General features: G+C 47.9%; 12 protein-coding genes. 1 reads left to right on the top strand and 11 read right to left on the bottom strand.

Annotated features, from left to right (window positions below; genetic code table 11):
- Positions 1-45 precede the first annotated feature (45 nt).
- The 11 genes from gcvT to asnS all read right to left on the bottom strand — a co-directional run bounded on the left by gcvT (position 46) and on the right by asnS (position 11,696).
- Positions 46-1,131 carry a glycine cleavage system aminomethyltransferase GcvT gene (gene gcvT, locus D9Y29_RS23540; RefSeq protein WP_127132688.1) on the bottom strand — a complete coding sequence of 362 codons (1,086 nt, stop codon included), beginning with the start codon at positions 1,129-1,131 and terminating at the stop codon, positions 46-48.
- Between the two features lie 71 nt (positions 1,132-1,202).
- Positions 1,203-2,045 (bottom strand): hypothetical protein, encoded by an 843-nt coding sequence (locus tag D9Y29_RS23535; RefSeq protein ID WP_127132687.1) that lies wholly within the window; start codon positions 2,043-2,045, stop codon positions 1,203-1,205.
- Positions 2,046-2,219: 174 nt separating this feature from the next.
- Positions 2,220-4,352, bottom strand: a complete 2,133-nt coding sequence (locus tag D9Y29_RS23530) for a PspC domain-containing protein (RefSeq protein ID WP_127132686.1) — start codon at positions 4,350-4,352, stop codon at positions 2,220-2,222.
- A 26-nt stretch (positions 4,353-4,378) separates the two neighbouring features.
- Positions 4,379-4,768, bottom strand: a complete 390-nt coding sequence (locus D9Y29_RS23525; RefSeq protein ID WP_127132685.1) for a PadR family transcriptional regulator — start codon at positions 4,766-4,768, stop codon at positions 4,379-4,381.
- Positions 4,769-4,812: 44 nt separating this feature from the next.
- Positions 4,813-5,031: a hypothetical protein gene (locus tag D9Y29_RS23520; RefSeq protein WP_127132684.1), complete on the bottom strand. Its 219-nt coding sequence runs from the start codon at positions 5,029-5,031 to the stop codon at positions 4,813-4,815.
- Between the two features lie 299 nt (positions 5,032-5,330).
- Positions 5,331-6,746, bottom strand: coding sequence for a COG3014 family protein (locus D9Y29_RS23515; RefSeq protein ID WP_241238024.1), 1,416 nt, complete (start codon positions 6,744-6,746; stop codon positions 5,331-5,333).
- A gap of 23 nt (positions 6,747-6,769) precedes the next feature.
- Entirely contained in the window at positions 6,770-7,360 is a 591-nt protein-coding gene (locus tag D9Y29_RS23510) for a penicillin-binding protein activator LpoB (RefSeq protein WP_127132683.1), read from the bottom strand.
- A 60-nt stretch (positions 7,361-7,420) separates the two neighbouring features.
- Positions 7,421-7,837, bottom strand: coding sequence for a hypothetical protein (locus D9Y29_RS23505; protein WP_127132682.1), 417 nt, complete (start codon positions 7,835-7,837; stop codon positions 7,421-7,423).
- Between the two features lie 150 nt (positions 7,838-7,987).
- Positions 7,988-8,932, bottom strand: coding sequence for an isopenicillin N synthase family dioxygenase (locus D9Y29_RS23500; protein WP_127132681.1), 945 nt, complete (start codon positions 8,930-8,932; stop codon positions 7,988-7,990).
- Positions 8,933-9,454: 522 nt separating this feature from the next.
- The gene (locus tag D9Y29_RS23495) at positions 9,455-10,000 is read right to left on the bottom strand and encodes an ExbD/TolR family protein (RefSeq protein WP_127132680.1); all 546 of its coding nucleotides are present in this window, start codon (positions 9,998-10,000) and stop codon (positions 9,455-9,457) included.
- A 259-nt stretch (positions 10,001-10,259) separates the two neighbouring features.
- Positions 10,260-11,696, bottom strand: a complete 1,437-nt coding sequence (gene asnS, locus D9Y29_RS23490) for an asparagine--tRNA ligase (protein WP_127132679.1) — start codon at positions 11,694-11,696, stop codon at positions 10,260-10,262.
- A 208-nt stretch (positions 11,697-11,904) separates the two neighbouring features.
- Between asnS and feoB the strand changes: the two genes are divergently transcribed.
- Positions 11,905-14,037 carry a ferrous iron transport protein B gene (gene feoB / locus D9Y29_RS23485; RefSeq protein WP_127132678.1) on the top strand — a complete coding sequence of 711 codons (2,133 nt, stop codon included), beginning with the start codon at positions 11,905-11,907 and terminating at the stop codon, positions 14,035-14,037.
- The last annotated feature ends 134 nt before the right edge of the window (positions 14,038-14,171 follow it).

Genomic DNA, 14,171 nt, shown 5'->3' with positions numbered 1-14,171 from the left:
GCCGGAGACCGGGGGTGAATTACCAGCAATAAATAAGCCAATGCTTTAAGCGAATGGGAATTTAACCACTTTCGCCTGGAGTAATTTATCTCTTACTTTAATGTAGATGATGGAGTCGGGAACAGCCAGCTCTGTTTTAACATAGCCCATGCCGATGGCTTTGCCGAGGCTGGGTGATTGCGTTCCGGAAGTTACTTTGCCGATCAGGTTACCGTCTTTGCCGGCAATCTCATAATCATGTCGGGGAATGCCTCTGTCGATCATTTCAAACCCTACCAGCTTGCGTTCAACGCCATTGTTCTTTTGTTGTTCGAAGATAGCTCTTGAAGGAAAGTCTTTGGTGAACTTGGTGATCCAGCCGAGACCAGCTTCCATTGGAGAAGTGTTATCATCGATATCATTTCCGTACAGGCAGAATCCCATTTCGAGGCGGAGGGTATCGCGCGCGCCAAGGCCGATAGGCTTCATGCCCTGCGGACCGCCGGCAGCAAAGATGGCGTCCCAGATCTTTTCGGCATTATCGCCTTTATCTTCAAAATAGATCTCAACACCACCAGCGCCGGTGTAACCAGTTGCGCTGATCAGCACGTTCTCCACGCCGGCAAATGTTCCTTTTGCGAAAGTATAATATTTGAGATTGAGAATGTCCAGGTCAGTAAGTGGCTGAAGGATCTTTGTAGCATTAGGCCCCTGGATGGCGAGCAGACAGGTTTTGTCAGACACATTGTGCATTTCAACGCCTTTGGTATTGAAGCTGCTGATGCGGTTCCAGTCTTTCTCAATATTGGATGCATTTACCACCAGCATGTACACGTTGTTCTCTTCGATGCAATAAACGAGAAGGTCATCCACGAGGCCGCCATTGTCGTTGGGCAGAGAACTGTACTGTGCTTTTCCGTTAGTGAGTTTGGATGCGTCGTTGGTAGTAACACGCTGGATCAGGTCCAGGGCATTTTCTCCTTTCAGAATGAACTCGCCCATATGGCTTACATCAAATACGCCGGCATTGTTGCGCACGGTTGCGTGTTCATCGTTGATACCAGAATAAGAGATCGGCATGTTGTAACCTGCGAACTCAGCCATTTTAGCTCCCAGCGCTATGTGCTTGTTCGTAAAAGGAGTATTCTTCATATAGCTTTTTTAGAGCTGCAAAATTAAAGGTTGCCCATATGGCAACCAATAAAAAGAAATTGTGAGCAAGTTTAACGGAAAGCGGGCGATACACAAAATGCATGACTGGACCCGCAGATGAGGAAAACCCTTTCGTTTTTTGCAGTCAGTTCCTTTAAAATGCCCACCAGGCGGCGGTTCCGGAGATCATTGGACGCAGCCATCATGGAAGAAAGAAAACCAGGCAACTCCTTTTCGTCTGACACATCCCTCCAATCAGGCCCCTGGGGAAAATACTTTTTCCAGGCGAGATCTACATCAGCGGCATTTTTGAAGCTGGCTTCCCGTCCAATGTACGCAGCCCTTTTCAGGAAAGGTTGAATATATTTTTCAGGAGACGAAGGCCTGCCGAAGCGAAGATTGCTGAAATAAGGGTTCAGGATCTGCCCCAGAGCGATCTGTTCATTGGAGAAAGAATCCTGAAGTGCGGCGGCCAGCGACTCTTTCGATACATCCCAGGTGTAAACCGGTATCCCATCTTTGCTGGCGAGCTTTTTTACAAAGCCTCCCTCTCCAAATTGTTTCACCGGGTCCATTACATAAGGGAGCAGAAAACCGAGCCTTCCTTCCGCCAGCGCCACAGTTGGTTTCAGCCTCTTCCATTTTTGATGGATCAGACGCAGGTCAGGGTTTTTAGGGTCCTTCGTATGCGGCACTCCTATAATTACAAAGTTCTCTCCTTCCACAATGAATGGGCGGGGATGATTGGCCCAGGCGCTGTAATCGCGGAATGGAACAATACTGACTTTTGAAGTGTATGCCTTTTCCGGCTTGTAATATTTAAGGCTTTTCCAGGCTACGAGGTAGATAGTGCCAAGCAGGGATAAGATGATAGCGATCATCCAAAGTCCTATTTTCAAAGTTTTCTTTTTCATAAAAATTTTTGAGTAGTTAGCGGGCGGATGCATTTGAACTGACCGTTTCGGCAGGGCATAAAAAAGGGGCCCTGCCACATCTGGCGCCGGACCCCGTTGTTCCAACTTCAACCTATTTCTAGCAGTCCTGCAAAGTATGTGCGGGGGGAATGCAGGCCTGTTGTTGCTTTCTGATTAAATTGCTACTTTCTTTACTGTGCTGTCTGTTTTCTCTTTTCTTTCTTCACGCCCTTTGTAGCGATAGTCATTATTCGGATTAGGATCTTCTTTTTGATTCGAATCGTTGGTGTTGATCTCTGCATTGATCTCAGTATCTCCGTCTTTGATCTTCAGTTTGAAATTTCCTTTTTTTAATTCTACTTCGCTCATGTCTTCCACTTTTCTTGGACCGTCATCTTTCGTCATCACGTATTCTTTTCCGTATTCGAGCCAGTGCCATTCGCGGTCCAGGTCTGCATCATAACGGTCGCGGCGGTTCACCTGGATATCGAAGTGCTCATACCTGTCCAGGCTGCGGTCCAATGTTACGCGTTTGCCAACAGGAACTTCAAGAATGAGCAATACTCCCTGGCTGCGCCATTTTTCATTTTTACTGATAAGGAATCCTTCAGGCAGGAAAATGGTATTGTTCTCAACTACGGGCTTAAAACTGATCTGGCTGGCGAGATTCCTTGCAACTTCGGGTGTACGTCCACGTGACATCTTCACCAGTTTTGCGTGGTAAACGGAGTCCGGACTTTTCACCACTTTCACTCTTACCATGCTGATGAGGAGGGTATCCGGATTCACTGCATAGAAAGGCCAGTCCTCATCTGAATCGAATCCAAACCAGTCGCTTGAGTAGAAGCGTTTATCCTGTTTGATATCCACCAGCATCTTGCCATTTGTACTGGTAAGAGGGATAGCATCTTCATATACTTTTTCGTGTGATCTGAAATTACGGGCGATCAGTCCACTCAAAACGATCACACAGATCAGCCCGATGGTCCAGAGTGTTCCGAATGCAAATCCGATGTATTTGTTCTTCTTCACACCAGCGATATTGCGGATCAGCCAGGTGAGAATACCAACAATAGGAATACCGAGGAAAAGGATGAGCGACAACCAGGCCAGCACTTCCTGTTTGAATCCTTCCAGGATGAATGCTTTCAATGGGAAAATATTGAAGCCTCCGAAGAGCACCCACATCATTGCAACGAAGAGGGCAACAGCAATACCACCGGCAATCAGCATGAAGAGCGCTTTGAAGATCACGCCGATGGCATGTCCCAGGCCGGAGCCCTGTACTCTTGAACTTGCTTCTCCTGTATATGTTTTGAATTGTTCTCCAGCCTCTTTTCCGAACTCCTGTGCTTTGCTTCCGAATTGCTGGGCGGATTGTTTTACTTCCTGCCCCCATTTTTCAGCTTTCTGTTGAAAGCCTTTCAGATCTTCTTTTACTGTATCGGCAATGGAATTGATATCTACTCTTTCTCCACGCATTTCCAGTTTCTCGGATGCTGTAACGGCCACCGGTACTGCTATCCAGAGGATCACATAAGTGATGAAGAGGGTCCAGCCGAGAGAGCCTGTGATAAATTTAGGTCCCCAGAAGCCCCAATCGTTCCAGAAGAAATCAAAAGGACCGGATACCAGCGCCAGGATCAGCGGGAGAGCGAATATCAGTCGGGGGATCCAGGTGTCGATATGGAAATAGGCTGCCAGGCCACCTGCTACACCGGCAATCACTTTATCATCACTGCTTCTGTATAAGCGTTTGGTGATATTGGTCTGCACTGACTTTCCGGGGACCACGATCCAGAGGATGATGTACACCCAGAACAATGGCGCCATCAGAATCACGAAAATGATGCGGAGGATCACGGGATCGATGCCGAGATAATTGGCAAGACCAGAGCAAACACCACCGAGAATCTTATCATCCGTATTGCGATAGAGACGGCCGCGGCCGGTGGCATACTGTTGTGATCCGGCACTCTGAGTGGATTGTTGCTGTGATTGCTTAGACTCTTCGCCAGTTGTTTCCTGGCCGGGGCTACCGCCCTCGTCTTCAAAATCTTCGGGCCGGCCAATGCTGGCGATCACATTATTCACGTCCTGATCGGTAATGCAAACAACACCTTTCTTCAGTCTTTCGGAGAACAGCTCAGCGATGCGGCTTTCGATATCATTGATAATTTCATCACGTCCTTCCTCCCGGGCGAAGTAGCTGCGCAAACTATCTATGTATTGCTTCAGCAGATCGAAGGCGGTTTCCTCGATGGGGATCACCCTGCCCTGGAAATTTATATTGATGACCTTTTTCATTGTTCAGCTATTTGACGGTTGAAGTGTTAGTTGGAATTGTTGGGATCAGGTTCAATGGCATTAGCTCCTGCGGATGAAGTAAGAGAATCCTTTTTGCTGGCCAGTGTGTTGACGGCATTGGCCAGCTCATTCCAGGTGGCTTGCAGCTCCATATAAAACTCATCGCCTTTTGGAGTGAGGGAAAAATATTTGCGCGGAGGCCCCGAATTGCTTTCCACCCAGCGGTAAGTGAGCATGTCTGCGTTTTTCAAACGGGTTAGCAAGGGGTAGAGCGTTCCCTCAAGGATCTGCAGGTTGGCGCCCCGCATCTCGTCTACAATATCACTCGGGTAAGCTTCACCCCGCCTGATAATGGAGAGAATGCAGAACTCCAAAATCCCTTTGCGCATCTGGCTCTGTGTATTCTCGATATTCATACTTGATCTTTTTTGCCCCGAAGGGCTGGCTATACTTGAATGCTTTATCTGTAAAGAGCAAAAGTAACGGGAGTAATCTCATCTTCCCAGCCAGAAATTCTTTCTACGGCTGAAACTGTTTTGATGTCTTTTTCTGCTGGTTCGTTTTCTTCGATAACTTCTTCGGTTGCGGCGGCAGGGCCGGAGATTGTTTGTTGATCATCCATGCCGGCGGTCAGCAGAGAAGTCAATAATAAAACAACCAGTGCAACTTTTACTAACATATGCTTTGGAATGGTCAATATTTGGTGAGATCGATCATTCACAACACAAACATACGTCTAATTTTAGTACTATGCAACACATAGTACCTTCTTTTTACAGGTAATTTTCATAGGAGAGTAATAAGTTTTGCCTGAAATGCAGTCTGGTACTGAATTTACATTTTACAGAAGGGTCGGGATAATTTTGTTCGAAATCAATGGATGGTCTGAAAATGGGGCTGAGCGGTAACAGCGGAGGCCTGGGAAATGCAGAAAAAGGCTGATTGATCCCGGAATCGAATTTCAAATCATAGCCAGTTCTATCTCAGCGTAACAATATTCTGAACTTTTTGCCCGCCAGTGCCCTCCACCACTAAATTGATATTTTGGCTGGCGGCGCCATTAGCGGTAAACTGCAGTTGATTTGTTCCCTTTTGAAGTGGGATCCTTGAATAATAGATAGTATGGGGGAGACTTTGCCAGTTACGTGTATCGGCTTTTTCTGTTGCGAAACTGAAAGCCTGGATCGCCAGGGCGATGGCTTCCTTCGTGTCTTTATTCTTATCATCGCTCTTGGGACGTGCTGCCAATTCCGCCAGTTTCTTCACAACAAGCCGCGCAAGTGCAGTGCTCATTTCTTTTAAAAATCTTTCGCGAAGCGTTGTAAAAGCGAGGGTATTGATATTTTGTGCCTGCTCCAGTGAATATTTTTGATTGTTGAGTGTAACGGTAGCGCTCCTGTAATACATGGGTTGTTCAACATATCGCGGGAAGGCAACACGAAAAGAGCGAAGATCAGCGAGACGAAGGTCTGCGCTATTGATATTGTAAGCGCTGAAGTTAAAAGGAATATTGAAGGAGCCGGAGGGATCTACGAATGCGAAGTTGCCGAGGCCATCTTTGGTGAGTGCGAAGAAAAAGTTCTGTTCCTCTTTTACCGGCGCCAATCCATTTTCCCAGAAGAGCACCAGTTCACCGCCGGGTGGATCAGGGTATTTCTGATAGCTGGTGTTCATCAGCCTTTCATAACGTCCCAGTTCATCCGAAAATCCCATTTTGTCGGCAGCGCGGAGCAGGTCCTGCTTCAGTTGCTGCGGAATTGGCACTCCGTAATAGCTGTTGTTGTTCTTCAGATAGAGGTCAACAGAGTTTCGATAAGCGATGAAGGCATTGTTCCAGTCCTCATTCTGCTGGTAGACGATTCCCTGCATCATGAGGGAGAAGGCATCATCATTGTATTTGTTATCGCTTTTGGTTTTGTCCTGCAGCTCGTAGTTGGATAGGCTGATCCTTCTGGCTTCCACCAGGGCTTCGCCGGGCTTGCCGAGGTAGAGATAGTTGAGTGCTTTGTAATAATGCAACATGAATTTTTCGAAAGCCTCTCCCTTATAGGTCTGCATCATGGGATTGAGCAGTGTTCCCAAAGCCACGTCGGACGCGGATGTGCGTACATCTTCCATGAAGATATCGGCTTCGTTGAAATACCTGTTGCTGGAGTCGTACTGTTTCAAGAGGTGCGCCATCTTACCTTTCTCGAACAGGTAGAGCAGCCGGTTGCGATTTGCCCGCAGGATCTTTGTTTTCTCCAGGGTAGCTTCAGCAGCTGTATAATTGTTGTTGCGCATAGCCGCATAGTAATCGGCGATGCGTTGATTGTAAGTAACGCAGGAAAATAAAAAGAGCATCAGCGGAATCAAAGCCAATGCTCTCCTGTTATTATAAGGTAATTGCTGCATGAACAGGCTCCGGATTTTCTACTTTAGTTCTTCACGTGTTTGGCAATCTTCTTATCACCAATCCAAACTACTTCATTGGTCTCGATATTAGTGAGCTCGAGATTCACCTGGTAGTAAACCACTTTGTTCCTTTTCTGAGAGTCAACGATGGAGTTGATGGAGCCCTGGAGGATATAGTCTGCGCCCTGTTCCATTCCGAATTTCTTCATGGAAGAGGTGGATGCGTTTGTTTGCTGGTCTGCTTTTTCAGCGCGGAGCTCTTCTCTTTTCTTTCCACCCTGCACCAGTCTGACACGACCGGATTGAATGAATGACTGCTCTACATCTTTCACAAAAGTTTCCGCTTCGATATGTTCGTGGCTTTTGTTGGTAACGAACCCTACGATCACAACGGGTTTTTGCCCTTTATGCGCTTCCAGGTGATCGGCAACCCATTTGTTGTTGAGAATGGTTTGTGTCATTTCTTCAGCAACGAGCCTGGAATCTGTATTGTTCCAGCGGCCGCTGAGGTCAACCTGCTCATTGGGGTCGATGCGGGTTACTTTGTGGGCACAGGATACAGTAATAACACTTACAGCAGCGAAAGCTGTAAAAGCCAACAGAACTTTCTTCATATTGATATTATTTATACAAAAGGATTTGTGATGAGTACTACGTTTGTGCGGTGCTGAAAGTTACCACCACCAGGATGCAAGGCCAACGGCTGTTGCGAGCGGGAGTGTATTCCAGAAATAATTATTCCAGTTACTGCGGTAACCATGACGGTAATAACCGGGGTAGTAATTATTGTAATTGTAATAGCCTCCGTAGCCGTAGTAAAAGTCGTTATTCCAGCGGGCCCTCTCCATTCTCAGTTCCCTGCGGAAGGCTTTACGTGCTTCCCTGGCTTCGCGTTTATCTGCCAGGAAGTCGATTGCCTTATAGGTTTCCTGCGGAGTAGTGCCATGCCATGTATTGATGGAATCGGCCATGCGCATATAGCGCTGCTGGCTCTCCATGTATCTTGGATTCTGGTCAGGAGCGAGATGCTGCGCTTCAGCCGTTAAAGCCAGCGCTACAAAGGCGAAAAGTGGGAGTAATACTTTTTTCATAGCCTTTCTTTTTAGTTAATTGAACAATACAAAGCTAGTTCGAAATCCGTTAACCGGCAGTTAAATCAGCCCAGCTGTTTGAGTTTCAACCAAATGGGTATTTTATTTCTAACCTATTCATTACTAAGACAACAAGATACCGGTTTACCCCTATTTTTTCAATCCTATTTCACGAAGTCTTTCATCCAGGTACTCTCCGGCCGTTGCGTCCGGGTATGCCTTGGGGTGAGAGGCATCCACACAACTATCGAGCGCCGCCAGGCTCATTTCACTTTTTGGATGCAGGAAAAATGGAATGGAAAAACGGGATGTATGCCATTTGTCGCGCGGCGGATTCACCACACGATGGGTGGTTGATTTTAGTTTGTTATTGGTGAGCCTTTGAAGCATATCGCCCACATTTACTACAATCTGTTCTGGCAAACTGGTAACACCCACCCATTCATTTTGCTTGGTGAGGATCTGTAACCCGTCTGCGGAGGCGCCTACCAGTAAGGTGATCAAATTGATGTCTTCATGCTGCTCCGCCCTGATAGCAGATTTCGGCTCCTGCGTGATGGGCGGGTAATGAATGGCGCGAAGGATCGAATTACCATTATGGATATGCGTATCGAAATAATTTTCATCCAGGCCCAGGTATATAGCGATGGCCCGCAGCAATGCCTTGCCGGATTTTTCAAAAGCCCTGTAAGCCTTCTCGAACGTGGCATTGAACTCAGACACCTCATTTACTTTTACATTATCAGGATACTCTGACTTCACAGGATCATTGTCTTCAACGATCTGTCCATATTGAAAAAATTCTTTCAGATCAGGCGCCTCGCTTCCCTTTGCATGTTCTTTGCCAAAAGAAGTATAGCCGCGCTGACCCGCCAATCCGGGTACCTCATATTTCTTTTTTGCATCCAACGGCAATGAAAAGAATTGCTGCACATATTTATAAAGATCAGAAATCAGGTTGTCAGGGATACCGTGGTTCTTCACCGCTACAAAGCCAACATCTTCGTATGCTTTACCTAACTGGTTCACGAAGGATCTTTTTAATTCAGGATCGCCGGAGGTGAAGTCGGCGAGATTTACTACCGGTATTGCCATAAAATAATATTATGTGGGTGGATGATGCACTTGAGAAATCAGGTGCGGGAGAACAAGTTACGAAAAAATAAGATGTTTTTGGGCGGCCGCCGGGGGATATGAAAACGAGGGCTGAAGAAACAAACCAGCGCGGGAGGATTTTTGATGAGCTGTTTGTTGGTTGGGTTGAGCTGTTGAGTTGAGCCGGGCTTTTTCGCTTATGTTTCTTAGGCCCTGTTTTCATATCCCTCCGGCGGCCAATCCAGAAAAAGTGCAGCAGATTTAATTGTATGCTTGTTGGGCGCACGATTTCTCAGTGCATCGGAGGGAGGGAGAGGGGGAACAGGTGCATCTGTGAAAGTAATGGGAGGAAGGAGTTTATTTTTTTGGAGAGGGCCTGGCGTTGGTATCATAGGATAGCGCAGGAGCAGCACAATCAGGATATCAACACTTCCGGTTATTGATCCTGGTTAGTAACTGCCCCTGCGCAGAATTCATGGCTATACTTTATTTATGCTGAGTGTGTGAAAACATTTAAAGAGGTTAGGGTAGGTTGATAAGTTTTTCGATTATTTCCTTTTCGATGGGATCTATGTCCATGAGAGCATAGGTTTTTACTTCATTGATCATTACTTCGTCGAGAATGCCTACCACATCACGGTAAGCCGATTCATCGAGAGGTTTGATCATGAGGATCAAGTCCTTGCTGCCATTGGATTGTTGGCTATTGAGATTTGATTTTTTCTGGCGGATCACTTGTCCGAAACCGTTAGCAATATCGAAATTGGTGGTTCCGTAAGCTTTAGTTTGAATGGCATCTTCGAGTTTGCCGTGGTAGTAGAATACTTTGTTATGGTCCAGTAAGATGGCTGTGAGTGAGCCGCTCTCCGGCGAATAGGAGTGAGGACCATCGGCAGGCATGTGCAGTTTGGAAGCTACGGGCTCGGACATGCTGGTGGAGAAAATGAAAAAGGTGATCAGCAGGAAGCCAAGATCTACCATGGGCGTGAGGTCTACGCGGGTGGATCCTTTTTTACTACGGCGAACACCGGCACCGCCAGGGTTCGTCGCCATGTTTATTTCGGCCATATGCAGGAGTTTTGAATGAGATACGGGACGATGATTTTTCCATAAGTTTTTTCTATTGCGTATATATCGGAGAGTGGCAGCCGCTCGCCTCCCGGCGAGTGGCTTCTATTTGTTCGCCTCCGGCGAACACCGCGTCGCCGGGAGGCGACAAAATACCGGTCACTCGCCGGAGGCGAGCGACTGCTCCCCGATACTTCATCAGGCAAACAAAAAAGCTGCACCGGTTGGGTGCAGCTTTGCATTATTCTTCTTTTTACAATTAAAATTCAGCGTTCTTCGGCGTGCGGGGGAATGCAATCACATCGCGGATATTAGTCATGCCGGTAACAAAGAGTACCAGCCGCTCAAAACCAAGTCCGAAGCCGGCGTGAGGCACAGTGCCGTAGCGGCGTGTGTCAAGGTACCAGCTCAGTTCTTCAGCGGGAACATGCATGTCTTCCATTCTTTTTGTGAGAACATCAAGGCGCTCTTCACGCTGAGAACCACCAACGATCTCACCGATGCCGGGAGCGAGGATGTCCATCGCAGCTACGGTTTTGCCATCATCGTTCACACGCATGTAGAAGGCTTTGATGTCTTTCGGATAGTTGGTAACTATCACTGGTTTCTTGAAATGCTTCTCTACCAGGTAACGCTCATGCTCACTCTGCATATCGATCCCCCATTTTACTTCATACTGGAATTTCTTTTTCTTGTATGCAGGAGATTGCAGGAGGATATCGATGGCTTCGGTGTAGGTAACGCGCTCGAACTGGTTGTTCACTACAAAGTCGAGTTTTTCCATCAGTCCCATTTCACTTCGCTTGTCTTGCGGAAGCGATTTCTCTTCATCGGCCAGGCGTTGCGCGAGGAACTCGATGTCTTCACGGTTATGGTCAAGCGCATATTTGATGATGTAGCGGATGAACTCTTCCGCGAGGTTCATATTGTCTTCCAGGTCACAGAAGGCCATTTCGGGTTCGATCATCCAGAACTCTGCCAGGTGACGGGCAGTGTTGGAGTTTTCGGCCCTGAAAGTGGGGCCGAAAGTATAGATCTCACCGAAGGCGGTGGCGCCGAGCTCGCCTTCGAGCTGTCCGCTCACCGTGAGGTTGGTGCTTTTGCCGAAGAAATCTTCTTTGAAATCGATGGTCCCATCCTCGTTGCGGGGAGGGTTGTCGAAGGGCAGGGTGGTAACGCGGAACATTTCACCGGCGCCTTCTGCATCGCTGGCTGTGATGATGGGCGTGTGCATGTACACGAATCCTTTCTCATGGAAGAATTTGTGAATGGCAAAGGCCAGGGTATGACGAACGCGGAATACTGCGCCGAATGTGTTGGTCCTGAAACGCAGATGCGCTTTTTCGCGGAGGAATTCCAGGCTGTGCTTTTTCGGCTGGATCGGGTAGGCTTCTGCGTCACTATCGCCCAGGATCCCGAGGGTTTTGGCTTTCAGTTCAAGCTTTTGCCCTTTTCCCAGTGAAGGCACAACTTCGCCTGTTACTTTGATAGACGCGGAAGTGGTGATCCTTTTGAGGGTGGCTTCGTCCAGCATGCCCAGCTCCACAACAACCTGCAGATTATTATTGGTAGAGCCGTCATTCAGGGCAATAAATTGATTGTTGCGAAATCCACGCACCCAACCCATGACTGTTACTTCCTGGCCCGTAGCATCGGTAGCCAGCAGATCTTTGATCTTGACTCTTTTGTTGAACATAATTCTGCAGATTTAATCAATAAAAAGCCTGCTTCTTGCAGGCGGGTAGCAAAGATAACCAGCAGGACGCAAAACCAAAGCGGAAGAATGGTGTTTTACTGTCTGATCCGGTTATTGCTGGCATTAAAGCTTCATGATTTTACTCAAATCGTAAATCAGGGGCGGATGATTTCGGTAAATTTGCTGTTTTGCACCATACCCAGAGGTCTTGAAAGCAACAATAAATATCGCATTAGTAGGTAACCCCAATAGCGGCAAAAGCTCCCTGTTCAATGTTCTGACAGGCCTGAACCAGAAAGTGGGCAATTTTCCCGGCGTTACTGTTGACAAGAAAACAGGAAACAGTTCCATTTCTCCTGAATTTTCAGCTACCATCATCGATCTTCCCGGAACGTACAGCCTGTACCCCCGGCGCGAAGATGAATGGGTAGCCTACCGTGTGCTGATGCAACAGGATAAGCAGGTAGCCGCCCCCGATATGGTAGTGCTGGTGGCAGACGCCAGCAACCTAAAGCGTAACCTGCTTTTTGCATCGCAGATCATCGACCTGAAAATCCCCGTAGTGATAGGCCTCTCCATGATGGACCTGGCCAAGAGCAAGGGCATTAAAATAGATGTGCCGGAACTGGAGCGCGAGCTCGGTGTTCCTGTTATCCCCATCAATCCCCGGAAGAACAAGGGAATCCCGCAACTGAAGAAAGCCATCGAACAAACAGCTCAACACCTGTATAAAACACCTGTCCGGGATTTCATCAACAATGAAGGACTGGCCCTCGAAGCGGTGAGCGGCGTGAAAGAACTGATCCCCGGAATGAGCGATTACAAAGCCATCCATTACCTGATCAATCACGAATCCTTCCTGCTGGACAATCACCTGCAGGAAAAGATCGAAGCCATCGAAGTAAAAAATCAATTCAATCATACCAAAACGCAGGCAGAAGAAATTTTGCAGCGTTACCAGCGTATCGGTACTATCATGAAGCAGGCGGTGACTGAACCTTCACCGCTGGAAAAAACCCTCCTCACGGAAAAGCTGGATGATATCCTGCTCCACAGACGCTGGGGTTATGTGATCCTGCTGGCTGTGCTGTTCCTGCTTTTCCAGAGCGTGTTCTGGCTGGCCGGGTATCCGATGGACTGGATCGATCAGGGCTTTGCCGCGCTCACCGGCTGGATGAGCGGATGGATGCCCGCCACCTGGTGGAGCGATCTCATCATCAATGGCCTGCTGGCAGGTATCGGTGGTATCGTGATCTTCATCCCGCAGATCATGATCCTTTTCGGTCTGATCACTTTGATTGAAGATACCGGTTACATGGCGCGAATCAGCTTTCTCACAGATAAGCTCATGCGTAAAGTTGGCCTCAACGGAAAAAGTGTAATGCCCATGATCAGCGGTTTCGCCTGTGCCGTTCCCGCCATCATGAGTGCACGCAATATCGAGAACAAGAAAGAAAGATTACTTACCATTCTGGTTACACCACTGATGAGCTGCAGCGCTCGCCTTCCGGTGTACACCATTCTTATTGCTCTCGTCATTCCCGGTAAACTGTATTTCGGTTTCCTCAGCTTGCAGGGACTGGTGATGATGGCGCTTTATCTTCTGGGCCTGGTGATGGCGCTGGTAGTATCCTGGGTTGCCAAATGGTTCATCAATATCAAAGAGAAAAGCTTCTTCATCCTTGAATTGCCTACCTATCGCGCACCCCGCTGGAAAAATGCACTGGTAACCATGGTGAGCAAAGCAAAGATCTTCGTGTTCGAAGCGGGCAGGGTGATCCTGGTGATCTCGCTCATCCTCTGGGCGCTCAGTTCATACGGACCAGGAGAAAAGATGGCCGCAGTTGAACAGGAATACAGCACGCTGATTGAACAGAACCAATCCGACTCCCTGAAAGTTGCAGAACTGGAGCAGCAGAAAAGTTCAGCGCTGCTGGCCAATTCATATGCCGGTATCCTGGGTCATGCCATCGAGCCGACCATCAGACCTTTGGGATTTGACTGGAAGATCGGTATCGCGCTTATTACATCTTTTGCAGCACGTGAAGCTTTTGTTGGAACGATGGCCACCCTTTACAGTGTGGAAGGCGGCGATGACGCAGATCAGGCCACGCTGGCTGAAAAACTCAATGCAGCCAAAAGAGCCGACGGAACAAAAGTATACACACTGGCAACAGGACTATCCCTGATGGTGTTCTATGTTTTTGCGATGCAATGTATGAGTACGCTCGCCATCGTAAAGCGCGAAACCAAAAGCTGGAAATGGCCGCTGATCCAATTGGCATACATGACCGCCCTGGCTTATTTCATGAGCCTGCTGGTTTTCCAACTCTTCAGATAGCTATAAGAGACTAGGGCTGCCTAAAAAGGTCAGACGCTGAATGTCGGGGAGCATCTTAGAATTTCGGGGAGCCCACTCGCTCGCCTCTGGCGAGTGAGTTTTGTTTAGTCGCCTCTGGCGACGCGGTGTTCGCC

It is taken from the genome of Pseudoflavitalea rhizosphaerae, assembly GCF_003991355.1.
Taxonomy (GTDB): domain Bacteria; phylum Bacteroidota; class Bacteroidia; order Chitinophagales; family Chitinophagaceae; genus Pseudobacter; species Pseudobacter rhizosphaerae.
Note: the sequence above shows the minus strand (reverse complement) of the source record. Positions and strands in the feature narration are given on the sequence as shown.

Coding starts and splice junctions, on each gene's coding strand:
- D9Y29_RS23495 (WP_127132680.1), bottom strand. CDS start 10,000: ATGGCCGAAATAAACATGGCGACGAACCCTGGCGGTGCCGGTGTTCGC.
- D9Y29_RS23535 (WP_127132687.1), bottom strand. CDS start 2,045: ATGAAAAAGAAAACTTTGAAAATAGGACTTTGGATGATCGCTATCATC.
- D9Y29_RS23525 (WP_127132685.1), bottom strand. CDS start 4,768: ATGAATATCGAGAATACACAGAGCCAGATGCGCAAAGGGATTTTGGAG.
- D9Y29_RS23505 (WP_127132682.1), bottom strand. CDS start 7,837: ATGAAAAAAGTATTACTCCCACTTTTCGCCTTTGTAGCGCTGGCTTTA.
- D9Y29_RS23500 (WP_127132681.1), bottom strand. CDS start 8,932: ATGGCAATACCGGTAGTAAATCTCGCCGACTTCACCTCCGGCGATCCT.
- asnS (WP_127132679.1), bottom strand. CDS start 11,696: ATGTTCAACAAAAGAGTCAAGATCAAAGATCTGCTGGCTACCGATGCT.
- gcvT (WP_127132688.1), bottom strand. CDS start 1,131: ATGAAGAATACTCCTTTTACGAACAAGCACATAGCGCTGGGAGCTAAA.
- D9Y29_RS23510 (WP_127132683.1), bottom strand. CDS start 7,360: ATGAAGAAAGTTCTGTTGGCTTTTACAGCTTTCGCTGCTGTAAGTGTT.
- D9Y29_RS23530 (WP_127132686.1), bottom strand. CDS start 4,352: ATGAAAAAGGTCATCAATATAAATTTCCAGGGCAGGGTGATCCCCATC.
- D9Y29_RS23520 (WP_127132684.1), bottom strand. CDS start 5,031: ATGTTAGTAAAAGTTGCACTGGTTGTTTTATTATTGACTTCTCTGCTG.
- D9Y29_RS23515 (WP_241238024.1), bottom strand. CDS start 6,746: ATGCAGCAATTACCTTATAATAACAGGAGAGCATTGGCTTTGATTCCG.